This is a genomic window from Paenibacillus planticolens, from assembly GCF_013141725.1.
Classification (GTDB): domain Bacteria; phylum Bacillota; class Bacilli; order Paenibacillales; family NBRC-103111; genus Paenibacillus_E; species Paenibacillus_E planticolens.
On sequence record NZ_WHNZ01000064.1, the window covers coordinates 55,763 to 82,141 of the forward strand.

The 26,379-nt window shown below is 44.6% G+C and carries 14 protein-coding genes; 1 reads left to right on the top strand and 13 read right to left on the bottom strand.

Annotated elements, in window-relative coordinates; translation table 11 throughout:
- Positions 1–69: 69 nt before the first annotated feature.
- Complete coding sequence (locus GC097_RS27500; protein ID WP_171686488.1) at positions 70–1,179, top strand: GerAB/ArcD/ProY family transporter; 1,110 nt, start codon at positions 70–72, stop codon at positions 1,177–1,179.
- Here the strand turns inward: GC097_RS27500 and GC097_RS27505 are convergent.
- The 13 genes from GC097_RS27505 to GC097_RS27565 all read right to left on the bottom strand — a co-directional run bounded on the left by GC097_RS27505 (position 1,105) and on the right by GC097_RS27565 (position 25,779).
- Positions 1,105–1,887 carry an RnfABCDGE type electron transport complex subunit D gene (locus GC097_RS27505; protein WP_246294495.1) on the bottom strand — a complete coding sequence of 261 codons (783 nt, stop codon included), beginning with the start codon at positions 1,885–1,887 and terminating at the stop codon, positions 1,105–1,107. The genes GC097_RS27500 and GC097_RS27505 overlap by 75 nt on opposite strands.
- 2 nt (positions 1,888–1,889) lie before the next feature.
- A complete protein-coding gene (locus tag GC097_RS27510; RefSeq protein ID WP_246294480.1) occupies positions 1,890–2,756 on the bottom strand; it encodes an FAD:protein FMN transferase in 867 nt (288 codons plus the stop codon).
- A 32-nt stretch (positions 2,757–2,788) separates the two neighbouring features.
- Positions 2,789–3,214: an FMN-binding protein gene (locus GC097_RS27515; protein ID WP_246294481.1), complete on the bottom strand. Its 426-nt coding sequence runs from the start codon at positions 3,212–3,214 to the stop codon at positions 2,789–2,791.
- Between the two features lie 100 nt (positions 3,215–3,314).
- On the bottom strand, positions 3,315–4,493 hold the full coding sequence (locus GC097_RS27520) for a sensor histidine kinase (RefSeq protein ID WP_171686492.1): 1,179 nt from the start codon (positions 4,491–4,493) through the stop codon (positions 3,315–3,317).
- A gap of 70 nt (positions 4,494–4,563) precedes the next feature.
- Positions 4,564–5,250: a response regulator transcription factor gene (locus GC097_RS27525; RefSeq protein WP_171686604.1), complete on the bottom strand. Its 687-nt coding sequence runs from the start codon at positions 5,248–5,250 to the stop codon at positions 4,564–4,566.
- A gap of 150 nt (positions 5,251–5,400) precedes the next feature.
- Positions 5,401–6,441 (bottom strand): LacI family DNA-binding transcriptional regulator, encoded by a 1,041-nt coding sequence (locus tag GC097_RS27530; protein WP_171686493.1) that lies wholly within the window; start codon positions 6,439–6,441, stop codon positions 5,401–5,403.
- 186 nt (positions 6,442–6,627) lie between these two features.
- Positions 6,628–8,325: a methyl-accepting chemotaxis protein gene (locus tag GC097_RS27535; RefSeq protein WP_171686494.1), complete on the bottom strand. Its 1,698-nt coding sequence runs from the start codon at positions 8,323–8,325 to the stop codon at positions 6,628–6,630.
- A 190-nt stretch (positions 8,326–8,515) separates the two neighbouring features.
- Positions 8,516–9,589: a Gfo/Idh/MocA family protein gene (locus GC097_RS27540; RefSeq protein ID WP_171686495.1), complete on the bottom strand. Its 1,074-nt coding sequence runs from the start codon at positions 9,587–9,589 to the stop codon at positions 8,516–8,518.
- A gap of 82 nt (positions 9,590–9,671) precedes the next feature.
- The gene (locus GC097_RS27545; protein ID WP_171686496.1) at positions 9,672–11,186 is read right to left on the bottom strand and encodes a tripartite tricarboxylate transporter permease; all 1,515 of its coding nucleotides are present in this window, start codon (positions 11,184–11,186) and stop codon (positions 9,672–9,674) included.
- Positions 11,187–11,204: 18 nt separating this feature from the next.
- The gene (locus GC097_RS27550; RefSeq protein ID WP_171686497.1) at positions 11,205–11,708 is read right to left on the bottom strand and encodes a tripartite tricarboxylate transporter TctB family protein; all 504 of its coding nucleotides are present in this window, start codon (positions 11,706–11,708) and stop codon (positions 11,205–11,207) included.
- Between the two features lie 27 nt (positions 11,709–11,735).
- Positions 11,736–12,779: a Bug family tripartite tricarboxylate transporter substrate binding protein gene (locus GC097_RS27555; RefSeq protein ID WP_171686498.1), complete on the bottom strand. Its 1,044-nt coding sequence runs from the start codon at positions 12,777–12,779 to the stop codon at positions 11,736–11,738.
- A 412-nt stretch (positions 12,780–13,191) separates the two neighbouring features.
- A complete protein-coding gene (locus tag GC097_RS27560; protein WP_171686499.1) occupies positions 13,192–16,488 on the bottom strand; it encodes a leucine-rich repeat protein in 3,297 nt (1,098 codons plus the stop codon).
- Between the two features lie 624 nt (positions 16,489–17,112).
- Positions 17,113–25,779 (bottom strand): immunoglobulin-like domain-containing protein, encoded by an 8,667-nt coding sequence (locus GC097_RS27565; RefSeq protein ID WP_171686500.1) that lies wholly within the window; start codon positions 25,777–25,779, stop codon positions 17,113–17,115.
- Positions 25,780–26,379 lie beyond the last annotated feature (600 nt).

Here is a 26,379-nt window from a genome sequence, read left to right on the forward strand (position 1 = left end):
TGTCGGCGATACTAGGACCCTATCCTCAAGCGGTTTATTCCATATTGCAATGAAAGGGGGGCCGGCTCCATGGAGAAGCAACAAATCATTAGCAGAAGCTCTTTCACGATACTCGTTACTTTTTTCATGATTGGCACTTCCATACTGATTACGCCTTCAGGGCTTGCAATTGAGGCAAAGCAGGACGCATGGCTGGCATGCCTCCTAGGTATTGCTTTCAATGCTTTGAACGCCATGCTATATGTTGTATTAGGAGAACGCTTTGCCGGGCAAACTTTGGTCCAATATTGCGAAACTGTGCTTGGCAAATGGGCGGGCAAAGCGGTATCTCTGGCTTTTGTCTTATTTTTTTATTTGTTGGCTTCCCTGATGATCGGGGATCTAGGTTATTTCGTAACTTCTCAGATCATGCAGGAAACGCCGATAGAGGCTCTGCAAATGCTGTTTATTCTTGTTGTTGTGCTGGCCGTCCGATCAGGCTTTGTCGTGTATTCGAGGGCGGCCGTCGTCTTTTTCCCCTGGCTGATTCTCCTATTTTTACTGCTCATTTTACCGTTGCTGCCTAAATTCGATATGAGAAATTTCATGCCGGTTATGGAGTTCGGCATAAAGCCGGTTCTGCGGGGCGGATTTTCATTCTACGGTTTGCAGGAGATGATTGTGCTGCTCATGTTTTATCCGTTCGTTGCCAAAGAGAAAGGTCGTCAAATCAGCTTTATTTGGGGGATTGGAATCGGGGGCGCCATCCTTCTTATTACGACGATCGGGAGCATTGCCGTGCTGAGTGCAGAGCTGACTTCGAACCAATTGTTTCCGGCCTACACGCTTGCCAAAAATATAAGCATCGGCCATTTCCTTGAAAGGGTCGAAGGCATTTTGATCTCCATTTGGGTGCTATCCATTTTCCTCAAAATTGTGCTCACCTTTCACGCTTCTCTGCTGGGGCTCGTGCAAATCCTGAACATCCAGGATGAGAAGCCTCTGGTCGTTCCTCTCGCATTGGGAATGATCGTTCTCTCGCTGATGTGCTACCCCAATACGATCTTCATCCATGATTTTCTAGGAAAAAATTGGGCGCCATTCGCACTTATTTTCACCCTTTTTTTACCTCTTCTGCTGTTTGTCGGATCTTGGTTTCAAAAACTGATAAAGGTTACCTACAAGCAATCCAATAAATAAGTACATTAAACCTCCAAAACAACCGTAAACAACTGCTCCAACAACCGCGCTAAGGATGCCAAAAATGACTTGATCCTTATCCTTGGCAGGTGAAGTAGGCGGATCTGTAAGCATAAATAAAGCAAAGAATAGGGAAGCATTGATAAATGGCGGCCGAAGCGCGTCAGCAGCGTCTCCGATATTTAATATCCCCATAACAAACAATAAAATGAAATACGTCCCAAGAAATGAAAAAACCTGAGGGAATTTGTTTACTCTGTTCGTTACCATGTATCCGCCAATCAAGAGAAATACGACTGACCATGCAGGAAGATCCCCGAATGCCCCCCACCAGCTTTGTCCTGTTCGAAAAAAAAGGATGGACAGAAGCAGTCCAAAGGCGGCTGGATTAAAGATTGGTTTTTTGTTCTGGACAAGTAAATATTTAGACAAAATAGCCATAAGGGAAGTTGCCGCAACAATATACCAAGAGGCAGCGGTGCTTAAGATCAAAGCAATGATTAACCCTGTTATCACGGCTCCATCTGGCAGAGCCCGCTTTTTTTTGGCTATGCGTGAACAAAGAATATCGATGGCTGAACAAACACCTACCGCAATAAGGCCATTAACAATGCCTTTGATGTCTTGTGACCAAATAGCAGCTATGAATAAAAAGGCCACCATGGAAATGATGACATATCCCTTTGGCGTTTTGATCCAACGATTCATAGTCAATGTATATCCCCCCCTACTTGATATATTTGCAGACCGGATGTAATGAAAATTGCCTGGAGCTCAACTTGCTCAATGAACGTTCTTCCGCTGTCCCAATCCAGCAAGAAAGAGGCCGTCGAGAAAGCATCGGCCAGCATGGCATAAGGGGCGATGACACTGCAGCTGACCCATTCACCCGGCGATTGTTTGGTCATGGGATCGATGATGTGATGCAAACCAGCTCTTAATGCGCTCTTGCGCTCGTAACTTCCCGAGGTGCAGACAGCTTCATTGGAGATTTCAATCGTTTGGATGACTTCTCCTTGGCGCTCGGGATGCTGAATGCCAATTTTCCACTTGCTGCCGGTTTCATCCACACCTCCCGCATAGAGGTCTCCGCCAGCATTGATGACAAAGCCTTCAAATTCTTTGAGCTCTTGAGCGGCCAAATCGATGGCAAATCCTTTAGCTGCTCCCCCCAAATCAATGACCAGCGGCTTACGCAAATAGAGCGTACGATCCTGTTCATTTAAGATGATATCCCTGAAGGTAGCCGAAGCTGATGATAAGCTCTGGATCGTTTCTCCCGTTAAATAATGCTGATTGAATCCATGATCCTCCATCGCTTTTCCTACCGCAGGATCGAATAGGCCATTCGTCCATTCCGCCATCTCCAAAGCAAACTTCAAAGGTTCAAATAATAACGGGCTAATCTTTACGGGAGTTTGGACTTGTCGGCACGCCTCCATCAATTCGCTGTCAAGGCTGAAACGGCTGCAGGCATGTTCGACTTTCCGAAATGCTTCGAAAGCACGATCAATGGCAGCTTCGATCACATCCTTTGGTTGCTGTGTGACGACCTTAATATCTACAACGGTATCCATAAATAATTTTGTTTTCTTCATGGTTATGACCATTAGGCGTTTCGCGCCTGGGAAAGCGCATCTTGTATGGCGTCTTTAAATGCTTGTGTACTATACGTCGCACCCGATACATTCTGTACTTGCGCACTTTGTTTCTGTACTACTTCTTGCGGCAGCCCTTCAACGTCATCAATGGTATAGTGCATGGCAAAATGACTGATTTCGACATCTGTAATCCGATCGTTTTTTATCGTTACTGTGGCCTCGATCGATCCACGTCGATTACTTCCTGTACCCGTATAGGTACCCTCTTTATACATCCGATTTGTTTGACCGCTTTTGGCCTGAGTGACTTGAGCTTGCAGTTGTTGTCGCGGTTGCGGTTGCTGTATCGTAGCTTGGGTCTCGGTTGCAAAATATCCAGCGGCATACATAGCTCCAATAGCCGTCGAACACAAGGCGACCCACTTTTTGTTCATTTTCGCCATGTGAATCCCTCCCTACAATGCTTCATCGATATTTTCATTATAAGGAGTAAACATTTAAATTTTATTAAAACACACTTATATGAATAGCCGCCTAATTTTTCTTTGGAAAATTGATCTGAATTTCAGTACCGACGGAAATCTGGGACGTTACGCGAATGCTGCCCCTATGCGCATGCACGATCCACTCAGCGATAGAAAGTCCGAGCCCTGTACCGCCCTCCGTGCGGGAACGTGACTTATCCGCTCTGTAGAAGCGCTCGAAAATATGCGGAAGATCGGCTTCATCGATCCCGCAACCGCTGTCTTTCACGATGACCTGTATGGAATGTGATAAGTTGTGACAGGTAATCTGAATGGTTCCATGCGGCGGCGTATACTTTAGAGCATTATCCAATAAAATAATGAACAATTGCCGAAGCCGGCTTTCGTCCCCCCATATCACGGATGGCTGGAAAAGCGAAAGAATGCGGATGGATTTGGTTTCCGCCAGCAGCTCAAATTGCTCGGCAAGGTCTTCGAGAATAAGGTGAAGCGGTATTGTCGCGGCGTTAATTTGCAGTTGGTTGGAATCCGTTCTTGCGAGTGTCAACAGATCGTCGATCAAATTCCCCATTCGCTTGCTTTCCTTCAAAATGAGGGCAATGTTCTGACTTTCCTGCTCGATCGTATGTTGAGGATGCCGGAACAAAAGCTCAGCGCGAGTATGGATAACGGAGGTTGGCGTGCGCAGCTCATGGGAGGCGTCAGCAACGAATTGCTGTTGTTTGTTCCAGGACCTCCGAATCGGCACAAGAGAACGGCCTGCCAGATAGAGACCGGCCATGATCGAGAACAATACACCTGCTGCGCCGGCCAGGCCAAGATCCGTACGAAGCGTCTGAAGCATGCTATTCTCAGCTTCTAAGTTTCTAACGACAACTACGTACGAAGCATGGGGTAAAAACGTTGAATCGACCGTTTCGTTCATTGGATTACGGAATCCCAATATCCGGTACTCGCGTCCATTTGCAAACACATTCTGCATATCCCCATTGCTGCTAATACGCTTAAAGCGTGAAGCATCATCCAGAGAGAACAATTGCTTCGGATATTGATTGATTAATTGTCCCTGATCGTCCCAGAAAAAATAGGAAGTCCTCCTGTCGGCATCAGGCTCCGGATGATCGGCTTGCAGCATTTGATCGATGGAGCTCGCTTGCATGGATCTGGAAATATTGACAACCGCCTCATCAACTTGATGAAATAAGCGAAAAGATAAATGAATATACAAGATAATTCCAGATACTAGCAAAATCAATACAACCACTACAGAATTTAACAGTACCAATTGAGTTCGAGTTTTATTGAACATTGGAATCTCCCTTAAACAAATACCCTACTCCGCGAATTGTCTTTAAATAGATCTCTCCGCCATACGGCGCAAGTTTTTTGCGCAGATGGTGAACATATACATCAACCGCTGTTGAAGCAGATTCCGATTCAAATCCCCATATCCGTTCGAAGATTTGATCTCTGGATAGAATTTGTTCCTTGTTGCACAGGAAAAATTCCAATAACTCATATTCCTTAGGACTTAATCGCAAAGGCTCTTCCCCGGCATAAGCATCCCTTAAGCCAGGTACCAGCTGAATTTGCCCGCAAGACATTTTTCCATCTAGATCAATGGTCCCGCGTCTTCTTAATACCGCTCTTGCTCGAGCGAGCAGTACAGTAACAGCAAAAGGTTTCGTCACATAATCGTCAGCCCCGGCATCGAGCCCCCTCACACAATCTTCCACACTGTCTTTTGCAGTCAACATGATGATCGGCGTCGAAATTTGATGGCCGCGCAAATGCTTCACAATGTCCAGTCCGTTCATTCCCGGTAACATCACGTCAAGGAGAATAAGGTCATAACTTCCTTGCTCCGCTAAGAAGCACCCTTCATCTCCCATCGAAGTCCCCGTCGTGTCGAAGGACTCATTTTCAAATATTTCCTTAATCGCCTCAAGCAGCGGTAAGTCGTCCTCAACGATTAGTATTTTCAACTGCATCCACCTCTAGCCTAGTTATTCCTTCATTCTAACAGAAAAAAAGAGAAACCCAACGTTTTAAAAAACGGGGTTTCTCTGCTATCTGAGCGTCACCTTACACCAACGTCCAACTGAAGTGCAACAATATCGTTAATCGCTCATCCGTTAGTTTAATTTTTTTACCGATTCTCCAGGCAAAATTTCGCAAGCTATTTTTAGCGTTTGCCAAGGCTTACTTATATTTTCCTCTAAAACATTGTTAAGCAAGACCTCAGCCGCTGTTTCTCCAATGAGACGTTCCGATTGGTCAATACATGTAAATTTGGGTGCATTCAACTGCGTCCAATTTGGAGTACCAATAATTACAACAGACAGATCTTCAGGTATGCCTATCCCTCGTTCTCTTAATAGTTGGACTCCTCCCTCAGCCAAAGCATGGTGGCCAAATACAACCGCGGTTACTTTAGAATCTAGCAGATGCGGCATAAACCGATAACCCGATTCAGCACCAAGGCCGCCTAATTGAATCCACTCAGGCTTGACCTCAATACCATGCTCTTTCATAGCGGCAAGAAAACCCAGTTTCCTTTCTTGGACATTAATAAACGTATCCCAGCCAATAAATCCAATCTCGGTATGTCCATGATCAATCAAATGTTTTGCCGCGGTATATCCACAGCTCCAATTATCGCAACCAACAAAATCATATTGATCGACGCCGACTAATGGCCTCTCCAAAATAACATAGGGTATGCCTAAGCTGCGCAGATGGTCCGTATTTTCGGTCCCTTGAATGGTTGGGCTTATAATGAGTCCATCCACACGCTGTTCAATCATCTTTTTAATAATTTCCCGTTCTCTCTCCATATCATCCACCGTTGTACTAATTGAAACAAAGTATCCTCGGCTGCGGGCTACTTCCTCAATGACAACGACGATTCGGGTAAAGAAAGGATTATCGAACTGCGGAATTAGAACGGAAAGGATGCCGCGTTCTTTGCCTTTTAAGCTGCTGGCTACGGCACTTTTCATATAATTAAGTTCCTTAGCCGCTTGAATCACCCGTTCCTTTAACTCTGAACTTACATACCGTTTGTTGGAATCATTGAGAATATATGATACAGTGGCAATTGAAGTTTCTGCCAACTTGGCTACATCGTTAAGAGTTGCATATTTCTTTTTTTTCGGTTGATCTATGATAGCCACGATTTCCCCTCCTCAACATAAGGTAAACGTTTACTTTCTAATATAAAATTTCCCCAAGCATTAATAAAAAAAACACAAACCTATCTCACTAATTTTAGGTATCTTTCCATTTGAAGTCAAGATCTATATAAACAATTCTTAACGTTAACAGTACATGGACATTGCACGGATAGCACCAATAAATGGTTATACTTTAAATTTTCTTACTAAAGATTGAAGTTCTTCTGCCATATTAGCCAGATACGCCGCTGAAGAAGAGAGTTCTTCCATAGAGGCTAGCTGCTCCTCAGATGCGCTTGACACGCTTTGTGTCCCTGACGCCGTTTCTCGCGATAACTGTGAAACGGCGTTTATCATATTCACAACCTCATCTGAGCTGGCCGACATCTGTTCAACCGCTGCAGAGACGTCCTTAACTTGCATTGATACGCCAGTTACCGATAGTTGTATTCTCCCAAAAGATTCACCTGCCTCATTCATAACCGTCGTACCATCATTTACCTCGATTAGCGTCTTTTCCATAGAATGAACAGCATTATTGGTTTCAATATGAATGGTTTGGATGAGTTCCGTAATTTTTTGGGCTGAGCTGTCTGATTGCCTGGAAAGTTTCTTTACTTCATTTGCGACAACCGCAAATCCCTTGCCATAATCACCGGCACGCGCGGATTCAATCGCCGCATTTAGTGCCAATAAGTTTGTTTGTGCTGCCAGCTCCGTAATTACAGCGGCAATTTGATCAATTTCTAATAACTGTTCACCAAGATTATGTATAATTTCCGCTAAGCTAAGAATGGTTATCTTAATAGAATTCATTTGATCTATTCCCGTTTGTACAGCTTGATTGCCTGAAAGTGCAACCTCAGATGAGATTGCGGACGTTCTCGACATTTCCTGTGTGTTCGTAGCAATTTGCTGAATTCCCAACGACATTGTGATTATCTTTGTAACACTTTCATTCAAACTTAGTACTTGCTTATCAGATCTAGAAGCCATTTCCTGCATGCTATAAGCGATATGTTCAGTTGCTTGACCTGTTTGTTGGGAACAAGCATTTAAATGGTCAGAAGAGGATGCTATCTGTTGCGCCGTTGAGCTTATCTGCTGCACCATATTCCGAAGGTTATGTATCATCTGATTAAAATAAAAGGCTAAATCACCGATTTCATCCTTGGTTTTTACATGAATTTGTTTCGTCAAATCTCCTCCTCCCTCAGCAATTTCCTTCAATTGTCTATTAACTTGAAGCACAGGTTTAACTATTCTCCCTGAGATGATCAAAGCAAGAGCTATTCCAATCAGTAAAGTAACCGCTATGATGATTATATTAAATCTTTTGACAAAAGACTTGAACGTGTCGGTAGCCGCATCTTGCCTTGAAATCAATGCTGATAATCCGTCATTATATGTATTTAATGAGTTAATGACGGGATCAAATGGAACCTGCGTATACATCATTTGAGCTGACCCAGTTCCCTTGCTTTGTAAGGCCCTAAAAGATGCGTCAATTCCTTGAAGGTATTTATTCCATTCATAATCGAAAGCTGTAATTGATTTCAATTGCTCGTTATCATGGAAATGACCCTTAATAATCAGCTTCAATTGTTCAGAAACGTCTTCTATGTCTTTATTCATTAAGGACATATATTTTTCCTTACTATCGACAGTTGTACTCATTAAATACCTGCCGCCGTCATCGTTCGTAGAGCGGACTAAATAAGTAATTTTTTGCAGCACGGATTGTTCGTTTTTACTATACATAATGTCATCCGTTAATGTATCTACCTTTGCATGAATCCATATATTGCATGTGATGGCAATCAAAAACAATAACAATAGTGCCAGAAATCCTGATATAAGCTTAAATCGAATCGTTATTCGCAAGTTAAGCCCCCCTCTTTATCCAATATGCTTAAATGTAATAATGAGCAATGCAACCACATGTAGGGTCATATTTCCATCGGGGTATTGGGAGCGGCTGCTTGAAAAAAAGCCGATAACTCACTACAATACATAGTGTGTTCTCGGCCTTAGTCTACGCTAGGTAAACGTTTACTTGAGAATTAAAATTTCATTACACCACAGTAGCTTGGTTTAACAGTGTCACAGTCTGACCTGTACGAGCTGACTCGTAAATTGCCAATATAATTTCCAGTGGTTTATACCCTTCTTCGCCATTAATGACGGGTTCGCGATCTTCTTCAATCGCTGCGATCATGTCATTCATTTGTTTAATATGCCCCGTTCCATCAACTGCACCCGGGTTTCCGGCAGTTGTTGATCCTCCTTTTGTCATCGAAATGGTCGTTTTATCATTAGAATCGTCTTCCCCCGATTCAGATTTCAATTTTCTAAATACGAGTTCATCGCCATCTATAACAGCACTGCCGTCTTTTCCAAATATTTCAATACGCGCAGTAAGCCCCGGATAGGCGCAAGTGGTGGCTACTAGTGTACCAATAGCTCCGTTGCGAAAACGTAAAGTGGCTACGGCTGCGTCCTCGACTTCGATTCGATCATGCCCCAATGTTTCACAGTGCGCATACACGCTTTCCACCGGGCCCATTAAATACTGCAAGACGTCAACAGTATGTACTCCTTGGTTCATTAATGCCCCGCCCCCGTCAAATGCCCAGGTCCCACGCCAAGCTCCACTATCATAATATTCTTGTGAACGGTACCAGTTAATCGCTGCAGATCCTAAGACTAATTTGCCAAACTTGCCTTCTTCAATGTCCTTCTTAACTTGCTGGGTAGAAGGCTGTAACCGATGCTGTGAAATAACGGCTAACTTGACTCCCGCTTGACGACATTCTTGAATCATTTCCAAAGCATTCTCTGCGGTAATATCGATTGGCTTCTCCGTAATAATATGTTTTCCTGCACGGGCAGCAGCGATCGTGTACTTTGCGTGCATACCGCTCGGCAAGCAAATATTTACGATATCTACATCAGGGCGAGCGAGCACTTCCTCTAAATTGCAGGACCACTCACAACCATATTTTTCGCCGAAGCTACGTGCCTTTTCTTCACTCAGATCGCAGATTACGACCAATTTCCCTTTATCAACATCTAATAATCGTTGGGCATGAGTATGACCAATTACGCCTGCACCAATGATCGCGAACCCGTACTGTTCTTTGCTCATCTCTCTACTCCTCCATGAAGAATAACTGACTCTGCCGTTTCCTTAATAGGATAATAGGCAGAATCCTCATTCTCTATCTTTATTATTTCGCTGCAATATTGTTCTTGCTTGGAAAAAGTCCTTTTAACTTTTTGAACGCATTAAACTGCGATAAAACGACAAGCAGAATGAAGACTACTAAAATTAAGCACAAAGGTCTTGTAAATAAAGGCTCTAGACTGCCGCCAGAAAGAACTAATGCACGTCTTAAGTTCGTATCTGCCATCGGTCCAAGAACAACGCCAAGCAAAAACGGTGAAGCTGGAAATTTCATCTTGGACATAAGCAGCCCAACAATACCGAAAATAAACATGATATAAATACTGGAAATTTTGTTATCAATGACATATGAGCCTACGGCACAAATAACAAAGATAACGGGCATCAGAATTCGTTTATCAATGCGCAGCACTTTTACCGTATATCTGGAGATTAGCAATCCTAAGATCAACATAACAAAGGCACTTGCTGTCAAATACAAGCTCATTGAGTAAATAAATCCTGGCGATTCGCTCATCATTAACGGTCCTGGTCTTAGACCATGAAGCCACATAGCCGCAAGCAATACGGCCGAAGAAGTACTTCCCGGAATGGCCAGGGTCAATAACGGAATGATATGGCCGCCGATTGTTGAATTGATTCCTGTTTCTGCAGCGATGACACCTTCATAGGAACCTTTGCCGAATTCTTCTTTCTTTTTACTGCGGACTTTTGCCGCCCAGTAGGACAACCAGCCGGCAACATCCTCGCCAACTCCCGGGACAAGCCCGATAAGAACTCCGATTACACCCGAACGAAATACGGTTGGCGTATTTCCTTTCATGATTTTCAAGCCCTTTTTGACTCGCAGATCAAGGACTTCCGTAGGAACCTTAATCTGCTGCTTCTTAAATGAATTTACAATTTCGGGGAATCCGAACAAGCCAATCATGATAGGCACCAGTGAAATCCCAGCCATCAATTCCACGCTTCCGAAGGAAAAACGCGGGTACGAATTAATGCCGTCTAACCCGATTTGGGATACGAACAAACCAAGCGCACCGGCAATCCATCCTTTGACTGCGTCCCCGCCCGAAGTCAGGCTGCCGCACATGATAACTCCAAACAAGGCCAGCAAGAAAAATTCCCACGAACCGAACTTCAGGGAGATCGTCGAAAGCAGCGGGCTGAGAACCAGGACGCAAACAGCGCCGAACAGTGTCCCGAGAAAAGCAGAGAAATTCCCGACAAAAATACCTAACCCGCCTTCCCCTCTCTGTCCGATCTTATAACCGTCAAGCGCCGTTGCCGCCGAAGCAGGTGTGCCCGGTATGTTCAGCAAGATGGCCGTTTGGACACCACCCGATATTGCGCCAACATATACGCCGACAAGGGATAAAATAGCTGTTTCCGCAGAAACGCTATATGTTAAACCAGTCAAAAGAGCAATCGCCATCGTTGAGGTCAAGCCCGGAAGTACACCTACAATCAATCCAAAAAATACAGATAGAACGAGTGTAATTAAATTAACCGGGGACATTAGAGAGGATAAAGCCTCTAGTGTATAGTGCAGTGTCATTTTGTTTGCCTTCTCTCCTTAGAATAAAGGAACTTTGAATATGATTTCAAAAAGAACGTATAAAGAAATGCTTACGGCAACAGCTGTCAAAATAATTTTGAAATACGATCCCGCATTCATTACTTTCATCAAAAATACCAGGAAGATAACCGATGATAATAAAAATGGAAGCCTCGGCACGAGAACAAAGCAATACACAGCAATAATGACAATCCCTGTAAGCATACCACGTGTATCTGTATCCTTGATAAACGGGCCAAACCACTCGCCTATCGCGCGCACGTTGCCTGTAAAACCCACATTTTTCATACTTTTAATAAATAACACAACGGTACATAGCATCAGCATGCTTCCAATGATGATCGGGAGCAGGCCCGGTGATGAATATATCGGGCCTCCAACAGTTTTTACCATCTTCATGCTATCCACTAAAATATAAACGGAAACTAGAAACAAACAGATTGACGTTATAAAATCCAGATGTTTAGGCGTTCCTGCCGTTGTGCCTGAGTTCTTCTCCATCTGCTGCTCACCTTATTTCTATCAAATTTATTTTGTTGGCTTTTTAATGTTAAATTTCTCAGGAGAAATTTTGGCTACTCCACCGTCATACAATGCCCAGTCAACTGTCGAAGCAAGTTTCTCCACATATTGCTGAGCCTGATCGCCGCTGTAACCTAGGATCTCTACACCTTTTTCTTTAGCAAATTTCTTGACGCTATCACTAGCAATTGCTTTTTTGAATGCTTCATCAATTTTCTTTACCACATCAGCCGGCGTATCTTTAGGTACACCAATACCAAACGCTTCACCAAGCGGGACAATCGATTTCAATTCTGGAGCAGCTTGCGTTATGGAAGGTATCGGGTCAGCGCCATCGATAGTAAGCGGTTTATCTGTCAGAGCAGCAAGCCCTTTTAGTTTTTTGCCTCGAATCATATCAACCATTTCCATAGACAATTGAGGCACAACTTCTACTTCTCCTGAAATTGCAGCTATGATGGCAGGGTTGCCTCCAGCATAAGGCACATGCTTGTATGTAAAACCAAGGTTAGATTTAAGCACTTCACTGGCGATATGCCCACCTGTACCAACACCTGCTGTTCCTATAGAAATGTTCCCTGGATTGTCTTTTAAGCCTTTAATTAATTGACTTATATCCTGATATTTGGAATCCGGCTTCACAGCGACAACATTCGGAGAAAATGATGTGATCCAAAGGTTCCAATCGCGGTATGTTTGTTCTGTGTACCCCATAACCGGATAGCTTGAGAATGACATAAAGCCGTTCCCCATAATGGTATACCCGTCATGCGGAGCGTTCCAGACGTTGATCGTTCCTACTGAACCACTGGCACCAGGTGTGTTGACAACGCTAATGTTTTTACCTAACGCTTTGGACATTTCATCTGCTACGGCTCTAGTGGTAAGATCCGTTCCGCCTCCTGGAGCGTAGGGAACAATTAAAGTAATATCCTTTGATGGGAATTGAGCTGCCGCGCCCTTGAACATAGGTGCTATCTTCGGCCAACCTAAGGCTAGTCCGATAATAGCTACTGCAGCAACACCGATAACGATCTGTTGTTTTTTCATTGTACTTCCTCCTGATAGATTAGTTTATTAGTCATTAACTCGACAAAGCTCACTTGAAGATCCGGATTTAAACTTTGAATGACCTCGCATATTTCATGGTTGATCTCTCTCTGATAAAAATTCCTCCCCTTTTCAGTTAAACGTTTACTTACTAAAGGTAAACGTTTACTTGAACCATGTAAGCGTTTCCTGAGTTATATCTTAATCTCCTTTCCCAATTGCTGTCAAGATCTTTTTTGTATTATGCAAATTATCTGAATTGAATCGCAGATGCAACTGAATTTACTGTTCAAAATTCCAGTAGGAAAAGCAGGTTATTCTAAGGCAGTCTATTCGACTGCCTTAGAATAACCCCATATCGCCATTTAAACGATTTATATTAGCTGTTCTGCCTTCCCCCGCTTTGCAACACTTAATTCTGAAGAATCCATCTCGCTACGGCCGCCAAATCAACGATGTCAATCTTGCCATCATTATTAATATCGGCAATTTTGTATTGCTCCCATTTCGGATCCGCAGACGTCTTACCATACCAAGAAGCTACGATAGCCATATCCCCGATGGACACCTTGCCGTCACTGTTCAAATCGCCCGGAACTCGAGGGATCACGGTAATTTGCACATTGTGCGAAGCATCGCTGACCGATGTCTCCACGCCATTACCGTTTGCTAGCGCAACGTTCATCAAAGTTACGGTTCCGGTCGCCGTTTGCGCGATCGATTTCGCTTTAAAGCTCAACCTCAGCAAGTTTCCATCTGCATTTACCGCATGGTTCTCGCCTAGGCTGGCCAGAAGAATTCGGACTTGTCCCGGTGCTTTTTCCGAAGTGACCACCGAGAATTGATCCTTCGATAAAGGATCTATAGAAATAAGCTCCAGCTGTGCCGGATCAAACGTAAGGGTCAGATCTTGGGCGTAGAAAGCTTGCGTCACACCGGTTAAGCCAAAGTTCAAATCAAATGCTTGACCGGCACCGATACTGTTCGTTCCAGTTAATGTGGCATTTGTTACACGGCTAGCCTCGTTAACTGTTACAGTAAAGGTTGCAGTCTTAGTCGCACTGCCCTCTGTGTAGCTGACAGTGACCATTCTGGTGCCGGTGGTGCTGAGCAGCGTACCGTTTGCTGGAGTTACGGTATAGCCGCTTACGTTGGCTTGTTTGCCATCGCTGTAAGTTGCTTCAATCACCAAGCCAGTGGTGTCAAGGGTATCGCCGACTGTGTAGCTTGTTTGATTCGGCAATGATTTTACCGTAATGCCGTTCAGATCAGCAACTGTTTTCTTCGTGTCTTGCATCGCTTTTCTCATCGACGCAAGGAACGCTGATGTTTCATCGTATGGTGGTGTTTCCAGTTTGCCCGGATAGCCGTCATCGTTGGGAAGCCATAACAATTCAACCGGAATATAACCACGGTATGGGCTGTTTCTAATGATCCCGAACAATTTATTCAGGTCCATAAGCTCCGTTGTTTCGGCACCACCAGGCTTCTTTTTCACCTGGAAGTTGTTTGAATACGGGAGGATAAGTGAAATATCCTTGTACCAATCGTATTGCGTAGCATCGGTATTCATAAAATCTCTGTAATAACCCGTGTCGTTCACAACGCCAACATTGGGTCTATTGATCCATTTCACAGTCTGCAGCACTTGGTTAGCCGTCGCTAGCATATCACCGTGGTTTTGAAGGCCGATTTGAACAGTCGGATAATTGGCTGCTGCAAAATCCGCAATTTGCTGAATGGCAGGCACAATGCGATCGTGAGTGATGGCTGCCCAACCTGTGCGCGTGATGTCAACAGGGGGAGGGCCGGAAAACACACGGATAACAGGCGCGCCCATTTCAGACGCTATCTGAGTCCAGAACTTAATACGCTCAATATCTAGATCGCGTCTCGCCTGATTAGGGTCGGCGAAGTTATTCTGAATGCCCGTCCCGCTTATCGCAATACCCAAGTTGCCGGCAAAATCTTTAATTTGTTTGGCATAGGCATGAATGGCCACTTGCTGTTCAGGAGTCGGCATCGCCGTATTGCTATACCCCGGAATGTAATAGCACGTAACGTCAACGGCGTCAAACCCATGATCGTGCGCCCACTGTATCGCGTCTAGCGTCGTCATCGGGATGGGGGACGTCCGCCCTTGCAGCCATGAGTTTAAATTCATGTTAAAGGTGTACATGTTGAGGCTTAATTTGTAGTCACCGTTGTAATAAGGCACCGGATGATTCTCGCGCAAATAGTCATAATCAGCGTCAATGTACGGTGCCGCCGGAGTTATAACAGGCAGCGCATCTCCGTTGTCTGCGACAAAAGTCATTGCGCTCCAGTCAATCTGATCGCTGTTTTCAAGCTTAATATACTCATTATACACAGCTAAGCTAGGCACATGTATCGTCATGTTTGTTACGAAATTGAACCACAAGCCTTGTTTGCCTTCAGGCACAGTAAGCATAGGAGGTACGCTTCCCAAGTACAAATCCGTCAAATTCACACAGAAATAAAATGCTCTTTGTTCGATAACTTGAAGTTTTGGAAATCTTGTTGTAGTCAGCTTGCTGGCACTTGAGCCCTTTGTTTGTGCAAATGCTTGCGAGCTTATTGTCGTCACATTCGGAAAGTCGACTTCGTTCAAGCTTTCAAATAAATTGAATGCTTTCACTCCAATTGTCGTTACGTTATCCGCTTTGACTTTTTTCAGAAATCTGTTGCCTTCAAAGGCGTTTTTGGGAATTGTCCCATTTGCGAAATTAGATGTGCCAATAATATAAAGTTCTTCAAGCTTTTTTAGACTGGTTGCAATAAATGTACAGTCAGCAGGATCTAAAATGCCTGCTTTAATCGTAAGAACTTTAATATCCCCGTAGTCGGTTCCCTTAAAATTGGAGCTGTCGATGGCGCTCTTCAGAGACTTCGTAGTGAAATTATCAATAATGACGTTCTGCGTTGCAGGCGCTCCGGCATCGGCATCTTTCGGTGCGTTGTCGCCATTGGACATCATGTTGCCAAAACCGCTCCAATCCTCATCGGCTTGGAAAGCAGCAACCGCATCTGTGGGTACATAAATGTTTAGATTGTCGGTGTCAACGCCATGAAACCAGTCGCCCGGTGCTGGAGGCGGCCCAACATAATCGTCAAGCCCGATTGGTAGATAGGTTTTATTAAAAGTAAGCGATTTAAGACTGGTAGCTCCTTTGAACGCATACGGACCCAGCGTGCGGGTCAGCCCAAACTCAGCTGTTTCCAGTGAGGCGCACCCCTCAAATGCCGATGATCCAATGTAGGAAGTATCAATCCCTATTTTCACTTGCTTCAGATTCACAAGACCTTTAAAGGCGTTATTAGGTACTTTGTTCCCGTTCCATGTCAGATAGGTAGGATCATCCGGCTTTTCGATTATAAAAGAGACAAGGTTTATGTAATTGCTTAAAGATTTAGTTCCAGAGTTAAAATCGGCATTCGCAAACACTTTCTTTGCTGTCCCTGCTTTAATGACAACCGATTTCAAGGCAGCTGCTTGCGTGGGAATCGTGGAGTCATATCCGGCTGCCGCCAATAGGTCGAGAATATTGTCCTTGGTGTTTTTAAACGTGATAACAGCTTCTCCGACTGAAGCGGCCTGAGCTTTTGTGCCCATAGTAAATTGAAGCGATGTCAATGCGATAAGGATTGCTAAAGCTAAACTTAGCACTTTCCGTGCTTTTTTATACATGTCCTCACTCCTCCAAAACTCATTTTAGGATTGGTTTTTGTCGCTTTTTCCTGTTAATTTATTTTCTCATGACCGTTTTCCTTTATAATTCCCATTCAACCACCCCCTAAAAAAATAAAATACATGATTCATGCAGATATTCGGATAAATAAAATGTAACCGTTTACAAATCTGGATTAAAAATGTTCAGCAGCTCGTTACCATTCGATATTTAAATAAATCGTTCGAGTAAACGTTTACCTATTTAAGATTTCTGAAAAAATGCACAAGTAAACGTTTACACTTTTTGTGATAGATTACACAGACGTCCAGCAGCTCGTACCCAACTCTTGTACGCAAACTATAGCTTAATCTATCTTGCATGCTCTCTTCAGAGTTAAGAACGAGAAGATCAGATTCAAATCATACGGATTTTTGAACAAATAACATAAGTAAACGTTTACACATATACATTATACCCCCTTTGTCCAAAAAGTCAAGAACTTCACTGCTCTAAGGGTACATAAATTTGATCCATTCAAAGGGTTCTTTCTGAAGATCAACTGTGTTCGTATTGCGATCTTTCGATATCTACCAAAGAAAAACGGAGGAAGACTGTCCTGCCTTCCCCGCTCTTTGCAACACTTAATTCTGAAGGATCTTGTTCGCTACGGCCGCCAAATCAACGATGTCAATCTTGCCATCGCCATTCATATCCGCAGCCTTGTATTGCTCCCAGTTCGGATCCGCAGACGTTTTACCATACCATGCGGCTACAATAGCCAAGTCTCCGATGGACACCTTGCCGTCACTGTTCAAATCGCCCGGAACTCGAGGGATCACGGTAATTTGCACATTGTGCGAAGCACCGCTGACCGGTGTCTCCATGCCATTACCGTTTGCTAGTGTAACATTCATCAAAGCTACGGTTCCTGTCACGGATTGCGCGATCGATTTGGCTTTAAAGCGCAATCTCAGCAAGTCGCCATCTGCATTTACCGCATGGTTCTGGCCTAAGCTGGCCAGAAGAATTCGTACTTGTCCCGGTGCTTTTTCCGAAGCGACTACCGAGAATTGATCCTTCACTAAAGGATCTATAGAGATAAGTTCGAGTTGTGCCGGATCAAACATAAGGGTTAGATCTTGGGCGTAGATTGCTTGCGTCACACCGGTTAAACCAAAATTCAAATCAAATGTCTGACCGGCGCCGATGCTGCTCGTTCCTGTTAATGTAACATTTGTCACACGGGTAGCCTCACCAACTGTAACGTTAAAGCTTGCAGTCTTGCTCACACCGTCCTCTGTATAGGTGATGCTAACCGTAGTTGTACCGGTTGCGTTAAGCGACGTACCACCTGCGGGCGAAACCGCGTAACCGCTCACACTGGCTTTCGTGCCATCGCTATAAGCTGCTTCAATCTCCAAGCCAGTGAGGTCAAGCGCATCGCCGACTATGTAGCTTGTTTTGGCAGGCAGCGTTTTTACCGCAATGCCGGTTAGGCTGACGGTTGTCACGTTATTCGTAATCGTATAACGCTGAACCGTTTTTCCGTCTTCGGCAAGCACAGTAAGGACATTGTCAATGGATACGTTTGTAGAAATCTCCCTTGCACTATTAAACGTTGCTGTGTCTTTCACAGTTGCAGATACGGCGGCGTTTGCGACTACTTTCCAACCGGCCTTGCTGTTTTTTAGAAGTGCTGCTTTCAGCGCCTCCTTTGTCGTGCCTGCCGGCACATTGCGTATTGTGAAATTCGGCGCCTTGCCGCTTACAATAAGGCCAGGAATATAACCGGGACCGCTTGTTGCGGCTGTCACATAAGCATTATTGCTGAGAGTTCCAGATGCGTTATTCACATACGAACCCAAAATAATAAAGTTCTGCGCCTCGGATGGTGAATTTATTGTTGTTCCGCCAGTTCTGACGTGCATATTTCCAAGATCGGCGGGTATTTCAATATTGTCGATCGTCGTTTCCCCGGCGCCCGTCTTGCTTCTTATAACGATACCCTCGCCCCATGTCGTGTTTTTAGGCGAAGATAGCGCATCGGTAACGACGAATTCATACGCGGTTTCAGGCAGTAATCCTGTTAATTTCATCGTACTGCCAGCTGTTCCCGGCTCGGCCGACGCCGTGGGAACAATACCTTGCGGCAAGCTTCTAACACCTCCCGCTCCTACCAAATAATTCTGTGGAAGCGAATTGGCATTACTGCTAGTTTCAACGACCATTAGGTGCATGTAAAGCTCAGGGGAGGAAACTATATTGTCATATACAGTTTGGCCATTCCCTGTTGTAATCGATCGCCCTTTATGATCCCACGCATCTGTCGCCGGGTTGTCAGTGTTCGTGTTGATAATATACAGATATGTTGTATTCGGCAATAAACCTGTCAGTTTGGTGGTGCCTCCTAGCGTGCCTGGTTGCGCACTGGACTGTGGCGTTGCATTCGCAGGCTTTACTTTTACCAGATCTGCCGTTATATAAATATTCTTTTCAGAGGATGCTTCTTTGTTGTCAATAGCTGAAAATCTGATATGAAGGTATTGACCTGAAAGTGCCGGGATATTGTCCTTCGTCGTTTCACTAGAAGCTGTTGTGAACAGTAATGCGGCATCCCAGTTAACGAGTTCTTGTGCGCTTGTGTTAACGATATACTCATATGCTGTCCCTGGAAGCAAACCTGTCAGCTTGGTTGTTAAATGATTGGAACCCGGCTGAAGCGTTGCAGTTGGGGCAGAGGCATCCACGGTTTTGTTGATCTGGCTTATATCTATAAGGATATACATGGGACTTGAAGATGACATAGTTCCTGTTTCCGCTGCCCGAATATACAAATAGGTGCCTTGGGTAACAAACAGATTATCTTTTTCCGTTTCACCTGCGCCTGTCGTAAACTGCACGGAGGAGGACGCCCAAGTCGATGCTGAAGGCATACCTACAACAGTTCTAATCACATACTCATACGCAGTTCCGGCCACTAATCCCGTTAGTTTTGTCGTATTGTACTTTTTGCCAGGCACGGCTGCGGCTGATGGCGTTGGTGCGGTCGGTTTTAACGTAATAGTATATTTATTTAACGTTACCCCATCCTCCGCCAAAACGATTAACAAATTGCCGTTCGCCACATTTTTAGTGGTTTCTACTGCGCTCGCAAATGTATCCGCCGTTACAGTGCTTCCGACCGCACTTGTGACTACTTTCCAACTTGCAGCTGGAGCAAGGATTAGGCCATTCTTAAAGGCGTCAACACTGGTCGAAGCCGCTAGTCCCGTGATCGTCTTCCCGGCATTATCAACCGCTAATCCCCAAAGATAGCCCGTCTCTGTACTTCCTTTTGCCGTGACGGTTGCGCTATTGCTTGGGAGCTCTTCTGCACTTTTTTTCAAAATAGTGAGGTTAAATATGACCGTGTCAGTGACGGTTCCGCTTGTAATCGTTGCTGTTAACGTGACTCTCGCATCACCAGCCGCAAATAGCGGTCTTTTCACGACTCCGGCTGCAGATAAATATGAATTATTATCAACCTTCCAACTGATTGAAGAGCCGTAGCTCGAAGTTGTAGGCAAGCTGAGATTTCCGATGATTCCATCCGGTGATGTATTTTGACCCTTGATCTTGTCAAATGTGATGACAGACTTATCCGCGCTCACCATGGTTGCGTCATCCATTTTGGCATAATTGATGATGTATCTCTCAACGCCAGTCCCAGCTGGGTTTATGATGAGCAGATGATCGCCATCCCTGATTTGTTCGCCGGATTTTCTGATATAGCTTTTCTTAGTGTCTCTTAGACTATCATCATCCGGAGGCCAGAATGCTGCCATCGCATCTGTAAATGCTGCCACAGACTCCGTCTTAGGTGATATATTAGAAGGAATAATAAATACCGTAGAACCCACCGGTTTAATATCGAGATACCCTAATAAGCCGTATACAAAGGTGGTGTTCCTAATGGTGGCCGTTCTGCTGTAGATGACATTATCAAAAACAGAAACACTTGTACCGACAGGTGTTACGATAATTCCTGTATCTTGCTTGACGGTGAGCGATGCAGCGTTTGAGTAGGCAGTTTGAGGATTGCTAGAATCAGCGTCAGTTATTTTGGATCTAAATAGAAGCCCATCCATATCTGCCGTTATTGCGCCAGTCGTATAGGTTGCGGTATTCACGCCCGTGCCGGACGTCACATTATTCCATGTCGCACCGGCGTCCTTTGACATTTGCCATTGATAATTGTAGGGTCTTGTTCCACCAGACATCGTTACCGTATATGACGCAGTGAACCCTGTTCGTTTGGCTGCGTTTTGAGGTTGTTTGGAAACAGCGAGCGGTCCTCCGCTAATTGCTGCTCCGACATCAATCGCCCAATACTTATTGGAGTTAGATGTGCCCGTACCCGTACCCGATCTCGCACCAAACATAGCTACGCGCAGCAATCTTCCAGAAATATCCGCCGGGAAGGTAAAGGTTTCATAATCGGCCGCCGAATCGCCGTCTGGACCAGGCAAAACTTCCTTCCCCATGATATGCCCGTTACCGAGATTATCCTGCTGCCAGTTATTCGCCATCACCTTGGTCCACGTGTATCCATCGTTCGAAACCTGAAACTCAAAGTAATAGGACCTTCTAATTTGAGTGTCTCTGGAATATCCAAGGGATACACTGTTAATAAACGCAGGTTTGTCGCCAAGGTAGAACTGAACCCAAGGGGTACCTGACGCCGACCATGAGGTCGATAAAAGACCATCAACCAGATTATTGACGTTTGACCCGCCTGCGCTTGAAGTGACAGGAACGCTCTTGTTGATAATTCCATAATTAACAGTATAAACGCTATCCTTTTTACCCGGCATGGTGGCTGTAAGGATTACCGCACTATTACCGCCTATGGAAGTTGAGACAGTTACACCTGTGCCAGCCGTGTAAGTTATGACTGGCAGCGCCGTATAGTCTAACGGAACAGGCACCGTGTATGAAAGAACTTCATTGTTGAAGTTTGGAATCGGAACGCCATCAACGAAGATTCCTGTGAGAGTGGCAAACTGGGACGCAAAATCGCCAGACTGATCAATATAGGCAGGAATCACACTGTTATTTGTTGCATCAACCGCCGCTTGCCCCATCCTATCCTTCAACTGTTGAATAAATAAACTGGCAGGTGTCATTTTGCTTCCGTTGCTGTACTCATAGGCCCGGAAATTCGGAACGTTTCCTGGATCCACCGCATCCATAACAAACGGTAATCGCTCTCCTGTTTGACCAAACAGGTAATTGGCAGCAATCTGATTCTGGCTGATGATATAGGGACCGGTGTTGTTGTAGAGCGTATAGTTGGCTCCCGACCAACCATGCGCCGTTCCGTTGTTCCATCGGTCTTGCAGGTAAATTCGACCGTTGATATTGTCATACAATCCGCCCGTGGACCATCTCAAATGGGGCTCATTGGCGTCAAATTGATAATCCGTCCTGTCATTGTAAAATACGTTTTGTCCAACGACATTGCCCATCACAATAAATCCATGACGGGTATATCGCGAGTAGTTACGTTGATTAAGTACTAATGTGCCGCCGGCGTTTGAGAAATTGTATCGGCGCTCTCCGCCTGTGCCGCTGACAGGTTCAAGGCAGTTGACATCTTGGATTGTAATCTTACTAACACCCGTCGCAATAGCCACTGCACTATCAATGTGGTATGTGGTTATCGTTCTTGCCCATGCGTTTTGCGCATTGCCGAAACGAATGGCCAGCTCAGCATGAAGCTCGTCATCAAAGGACTGATAGCTCACACCAAATGCAGTATTGATGGCTGTCGTCGATGAATCAAACCTCGACATGATCAGCATGTTCTCTATACCGACATTGTTAATTCTGCCAGTAGGGTTATACTTTGTAACCGTTGAAACGCCATACCTCATATCCAACACATCGGCCAAGGGCTCTATAAGCATAATCTCATTCGTTACAGGGTTGATGGACTGGATCGTGCGCTCTTCGTCCGTCGTAACGTAACTGCTGTCTACTACGCCATTTGCCGCCCATTGATTGGCCGAAGGTATGCCAGGCGCATCTGTAATGACATCCATTCTAAGATCCTGCGCCCAGGCAGCGTTAACAGCTTTGCGAATATTTACGGTGTCTCCAACGCTAAGCCCGCTAACACTCTCAAGTCTAATCGTATGTCCGCCTGCCGGGACATACTGATCGACAACTTTGATTGCGCTTCCGCTTGTAGACGTTGCTGAGCCGGCAAAGTTGAATACAGCGGTATTTTTGTCATATGAACTGGCAATCCATGTTGCAACAACCTTGGTGACGTTAGGTTGCGGTGCCTCAGAATGCGTATAATCCTTCCAGTTGGTGGGGCTAAGAGGCGTACTATGCGTTTCAATGCCTTCGTGATCATCACCCTCGCCCTTAATGACGATTCCGCTAGCAGCAATTTTAATGCTGGAGCTAACCCTGTACGTCCCTGCTTTTAACAAAATAGAACCTCTAAATCCATTCGAATCGGGGTCAATACGCCCAAGCATGTTGATAGCGTTCTGAATCCGCTCGGTATCGTCAGAGTTGCTGTCCTGCGAGGGTTCAAGGATCAGTTTCACAGGAACATTTGGAATCTCCACACCCCCGCCTTTATAGCCGGCATTAGAGTAATCCATCACAGTATTGCCGCGATAATCTGGAACATAGACAAGTTTACCGCCAATGACAGAAAACGCAGGATACGGCTTGGTATAGCTATATTGGGTTATATCTTCATCTACAGCTGTGAAATAAACCTTATCATAGATCGTTTTGCTTCCCGCAATTGTGAATTCAAAGATATACGTTCCAAGCTTAGAAGCTTTTACATTTGGCGTAATCACACTTGTAGCGCCGCTTGCCATATTTTGACTTGAAAGAGTATAAACTATGTTTCCACTTGGGTCCTTTAATACACCGGAAACGGTGATATCGGCTTTCGACGTGATATCGAATTTCGGAACTGCTGTGTCCTTCTTGACGATAGCTGGGCGGCCGATGGTTAAGCTCATCCCCTCGTAATCGGGCATGATTTTTGCCAAATCCGCTGTAGGGTACACAGGTTGTACAGGTGCAACATTGCTAACTTCTTTTTGGAAAACATAGAAATTATAAATTTCAATCCAATTGCTAGCTAGCTCGCCTGTCACCATCACATACCGGGCATTAATAGGTGAGGCAAGATTGCTCATGAACACCTTGTTTCCGTTCGCATCCGGCAATTGAGTTACATCTTGCGCATAGGCCACGTCCCAACCGGAAGGTTTACTGTAGCCAGTAGCAATTCCGCCCGAACCTGCAACCGTAGCGTTGGAAAGCGCAGCCCATTTCGCAGGGTCATTGGTGTATTCAACACGATATGTCGAATTTGCCAGTCTTGTTGTTAAATCACCTACAGTAGTGCCCCATGCCACGCTAAACTGGTCAATTTTCTTCATTTGACCTAAATCTAGGGCAAGCCAGAACGTATTTTTCCCCGCGCTAATATTGGCAGATGTGCTTTGGGAACCATCAACTTGATATCCGCTGCCAGCGTTGCCTGTAGAAGCACCGTTAAAAGCATTCGTGGGATCGTTGCCGCTTCTAAAGGAACTGACCTTTATGCTGCTTGCATTCGGATTCAGTGCCAAGTTCTCCAACGTATAATGAACTACTTCAATCGTATATTCCTTTTTTGTACCCCCGGTAATAACTACAAACTTATCGCCTGCGACGAGTTCCGTTATTTCATTTTTGGGAATGCCCTTTGCATCCAACACCCTTAGTATAGTACTAGCGCCATTAGTCGTTTGTGCATCAAGTTGTTCAAGACTTGTTTTTTCTATTACCTGTATAGAACGAGCACTCTCATCGACACTTACGATATTCGGATGGGTCGGTTTAAGCGTAATGACAGCAGGCCCATCTGTAACTGGGGGATCAACTACTTCACCGCCAGACGAATCGCCGATCGCTTTGATACGAGGTGCCACGCTGCTCCAAATGGCGTCAGCCTGATAGATCGCGACTTTGTCCCCTGGTACGAGGAATATCGCGCTTGCTGGGAACGAAGTGGGGCCACTTGTCGGTACCGCTGCGCCGAGCGTAATGGAGGCAAGGTGCGTTGTGCCCGTAAAAGCGGTTGCATCTACGACGGTTGTGAGACTGGGAACGATGAGGGTCAACAACTTGCTGCAATTTTGAAATGCCTGCGCATTGATTGTTGTTGCGTTCTGAAGCGTCACAGAGGTTAGTTGCGCATTTGCCGCTGTAAAAAAGTTTGCTTGAACGATGCCAACATCGCTGTTGTTTGCCGTGCTTTGTGTGTTAGCTGTACCTGTCAGTTGGAAATCTTGGAGATTGGTTAAAAGCGGGATGATACTACTTGTATCATCAATCCCGACCATACCCGAAGTAATCTTTAAAACTTTAATGTCTGCATATGTTTTTCCAGAGGGAATAACGGCGTCAATTTGAGTCTTTAGCGTGCTCACGGCAAATGCACCTGTCAGCGTCAAAGTACCTGTGCCCGCGTCAAATGTGCCTACACTGCCTGGGTCAGTTCCGCCTCCTGATGGGATGGCGCTGATATGGGAGGAAATAGCGCTCCACGTGCTTTGGTAGGCTGTGAGACTGGCAGCTGGGACATAGATTGCAGCACCCGGAGCTAAACTATTATATAAGGTAGTAATATTGCCGGATGTTAGGCTTGGAGGGGTTGTACCAAAAGTAATAGACGTAATACCCGTACAGCCCGAGAAGGCATTTGTACTCGTTATAGTCGTTACTTTCGGGAGGATAACTGTTGAAATACTGCTCATATTTTGGAACGCTTGTGCATTGATCGTTGTAGCATTTTGAAACGCAACTGATTTTAGCTGAGGATTTTGAGCCTGGATAAAAAAATTTTTCGCAATAATGTTATCGCCTGGTGCGGATGATGAGCTTTGTACAGATGACGTACCGATTAATTGGAAATCTACAAGATTTGACAGGGACTGAATGATCCCACCTGCGGCTATATCACTACCGCCATCAGCTATTTTTCCAACACCGACGATCCCGGCTGTCACAATTAAAACTTTGATATCAGCATAAGTGTTGCCTAAAGGGGTTATAACAGCATCAATCTGGGCCCTTAACTTACCTGCAACAAATGAGTTGTTTAGCGTCAAGGTCCCTGTCGCCGCATCAAACGTGTCAACGCCTGCTGCCTGAACCCTTGAACCGATGGTAAATTGAACTGAGTTTAAAATAATAAGAACTGCTAAAATAATGCTCAGTACTCGATGTACTTTATTATTCACGTTCTCACTCCTTGCATATTATATTTATTTAATTAATATCGCTTATTTCCTATAAATAAGTGAACTCATGATATTAGGTAAACGTTTACATGTGACTCGATAAAAAAGTACAACTAGTAAATGATAGGCAGCATTTCACTCTGTAAAATTCTGTTTGATCTCAAAAACTTCATAATAATTCATGTAGGTAAACGTTTACACAATGCTGTTGAAATACACAATCTCTTTGCGGCAATAAAAGATTTCTTATTCAATCACCTCTTAAAAACTAGATTACACATGAAAGTCACATAACGAGCATTTTACAGAATGTTATATTTTTTTCTGCCCCCTTATGCAAAAATTATACGAAACATGAAAACGAGATATAATCATTGATCCGATACACTTACGAACTGTAAACGTTTTCACATTATTATTCTACTACGATTATTCATAAAGTCAATATCCGCATCTGTAAAATGCTCATTATGTGACTTTCATTGGGATTAAGCCCAATAGACTATCGATTTATTTGACCATCGTACAATTTTTTTCCAAATCTATATACTTTTATCCCAGCTTTATAGTAATATATGGTTGAAATTAGTAGAAATTAAT

Coding starts and splice junctions, on each gene's coding strand:
- GC097_RS27500 (WP_171686488.1), top strand. CDS start 70: ATGGAGAAGCAACAAATCATTAGCAGAAGCTCTTTCACGATACTCGTT.
- GC097_RS27505 (WP_246294495.1), bottom strand. CDS start 1,887: ATGAATCGTTGGATCAAAACGCCAAAGGGATATGTCATCATTTCCATG.
- GC097_RS27510 (WP_246294480.1), bottom strand. CDS start 2,756: ATGGATACCGTTGTAGATATTAAGGTCGTCACACAGCAACCAAAGGAT.
- GC097_RS27515 (WP_246294481.1), bottom strand. CDS start 3,214: ATGAACAAAAAGTGGGTCGCCTTGTGTTCGACGGCTATTGGAGCTATG.
- GC097_RS27540 (WP_171686495.1), bottom strand. CDS start 9,589: ATGAGCAAAGAACAGTACGGGTTCGCGATCATTGGTGCAGGCGTAATT.
- GC097_RS27545 (WP_171686496.1), bottom strand. CDS start 11,186: ATGACACTGCACTATACACTAGAGGCTTTATCCTCTCTAATGTCCCCG.
- GC097_RS27550 (WP_171686497.1), bottom strand. CDS start 11,708: ATGGAGAAGAACTCAGGCACAACGGCAGGAACGCCTAAACATCTGGAT.
- GC097_RS27555 (WP_171686498.1), bottom strand. CDS start 12,779: ATGAAAAAACAACAGATCGTTATCGGTGTTGCTGCAGTAGCTATTATC.
- GC097_RS27560 (WP_171686499.1), bottom strand. CDS start 16,488: ATGTATAAAAAAGCACGGAAAGTGCTAAGTTTAGCTTTAGCAATCCTT.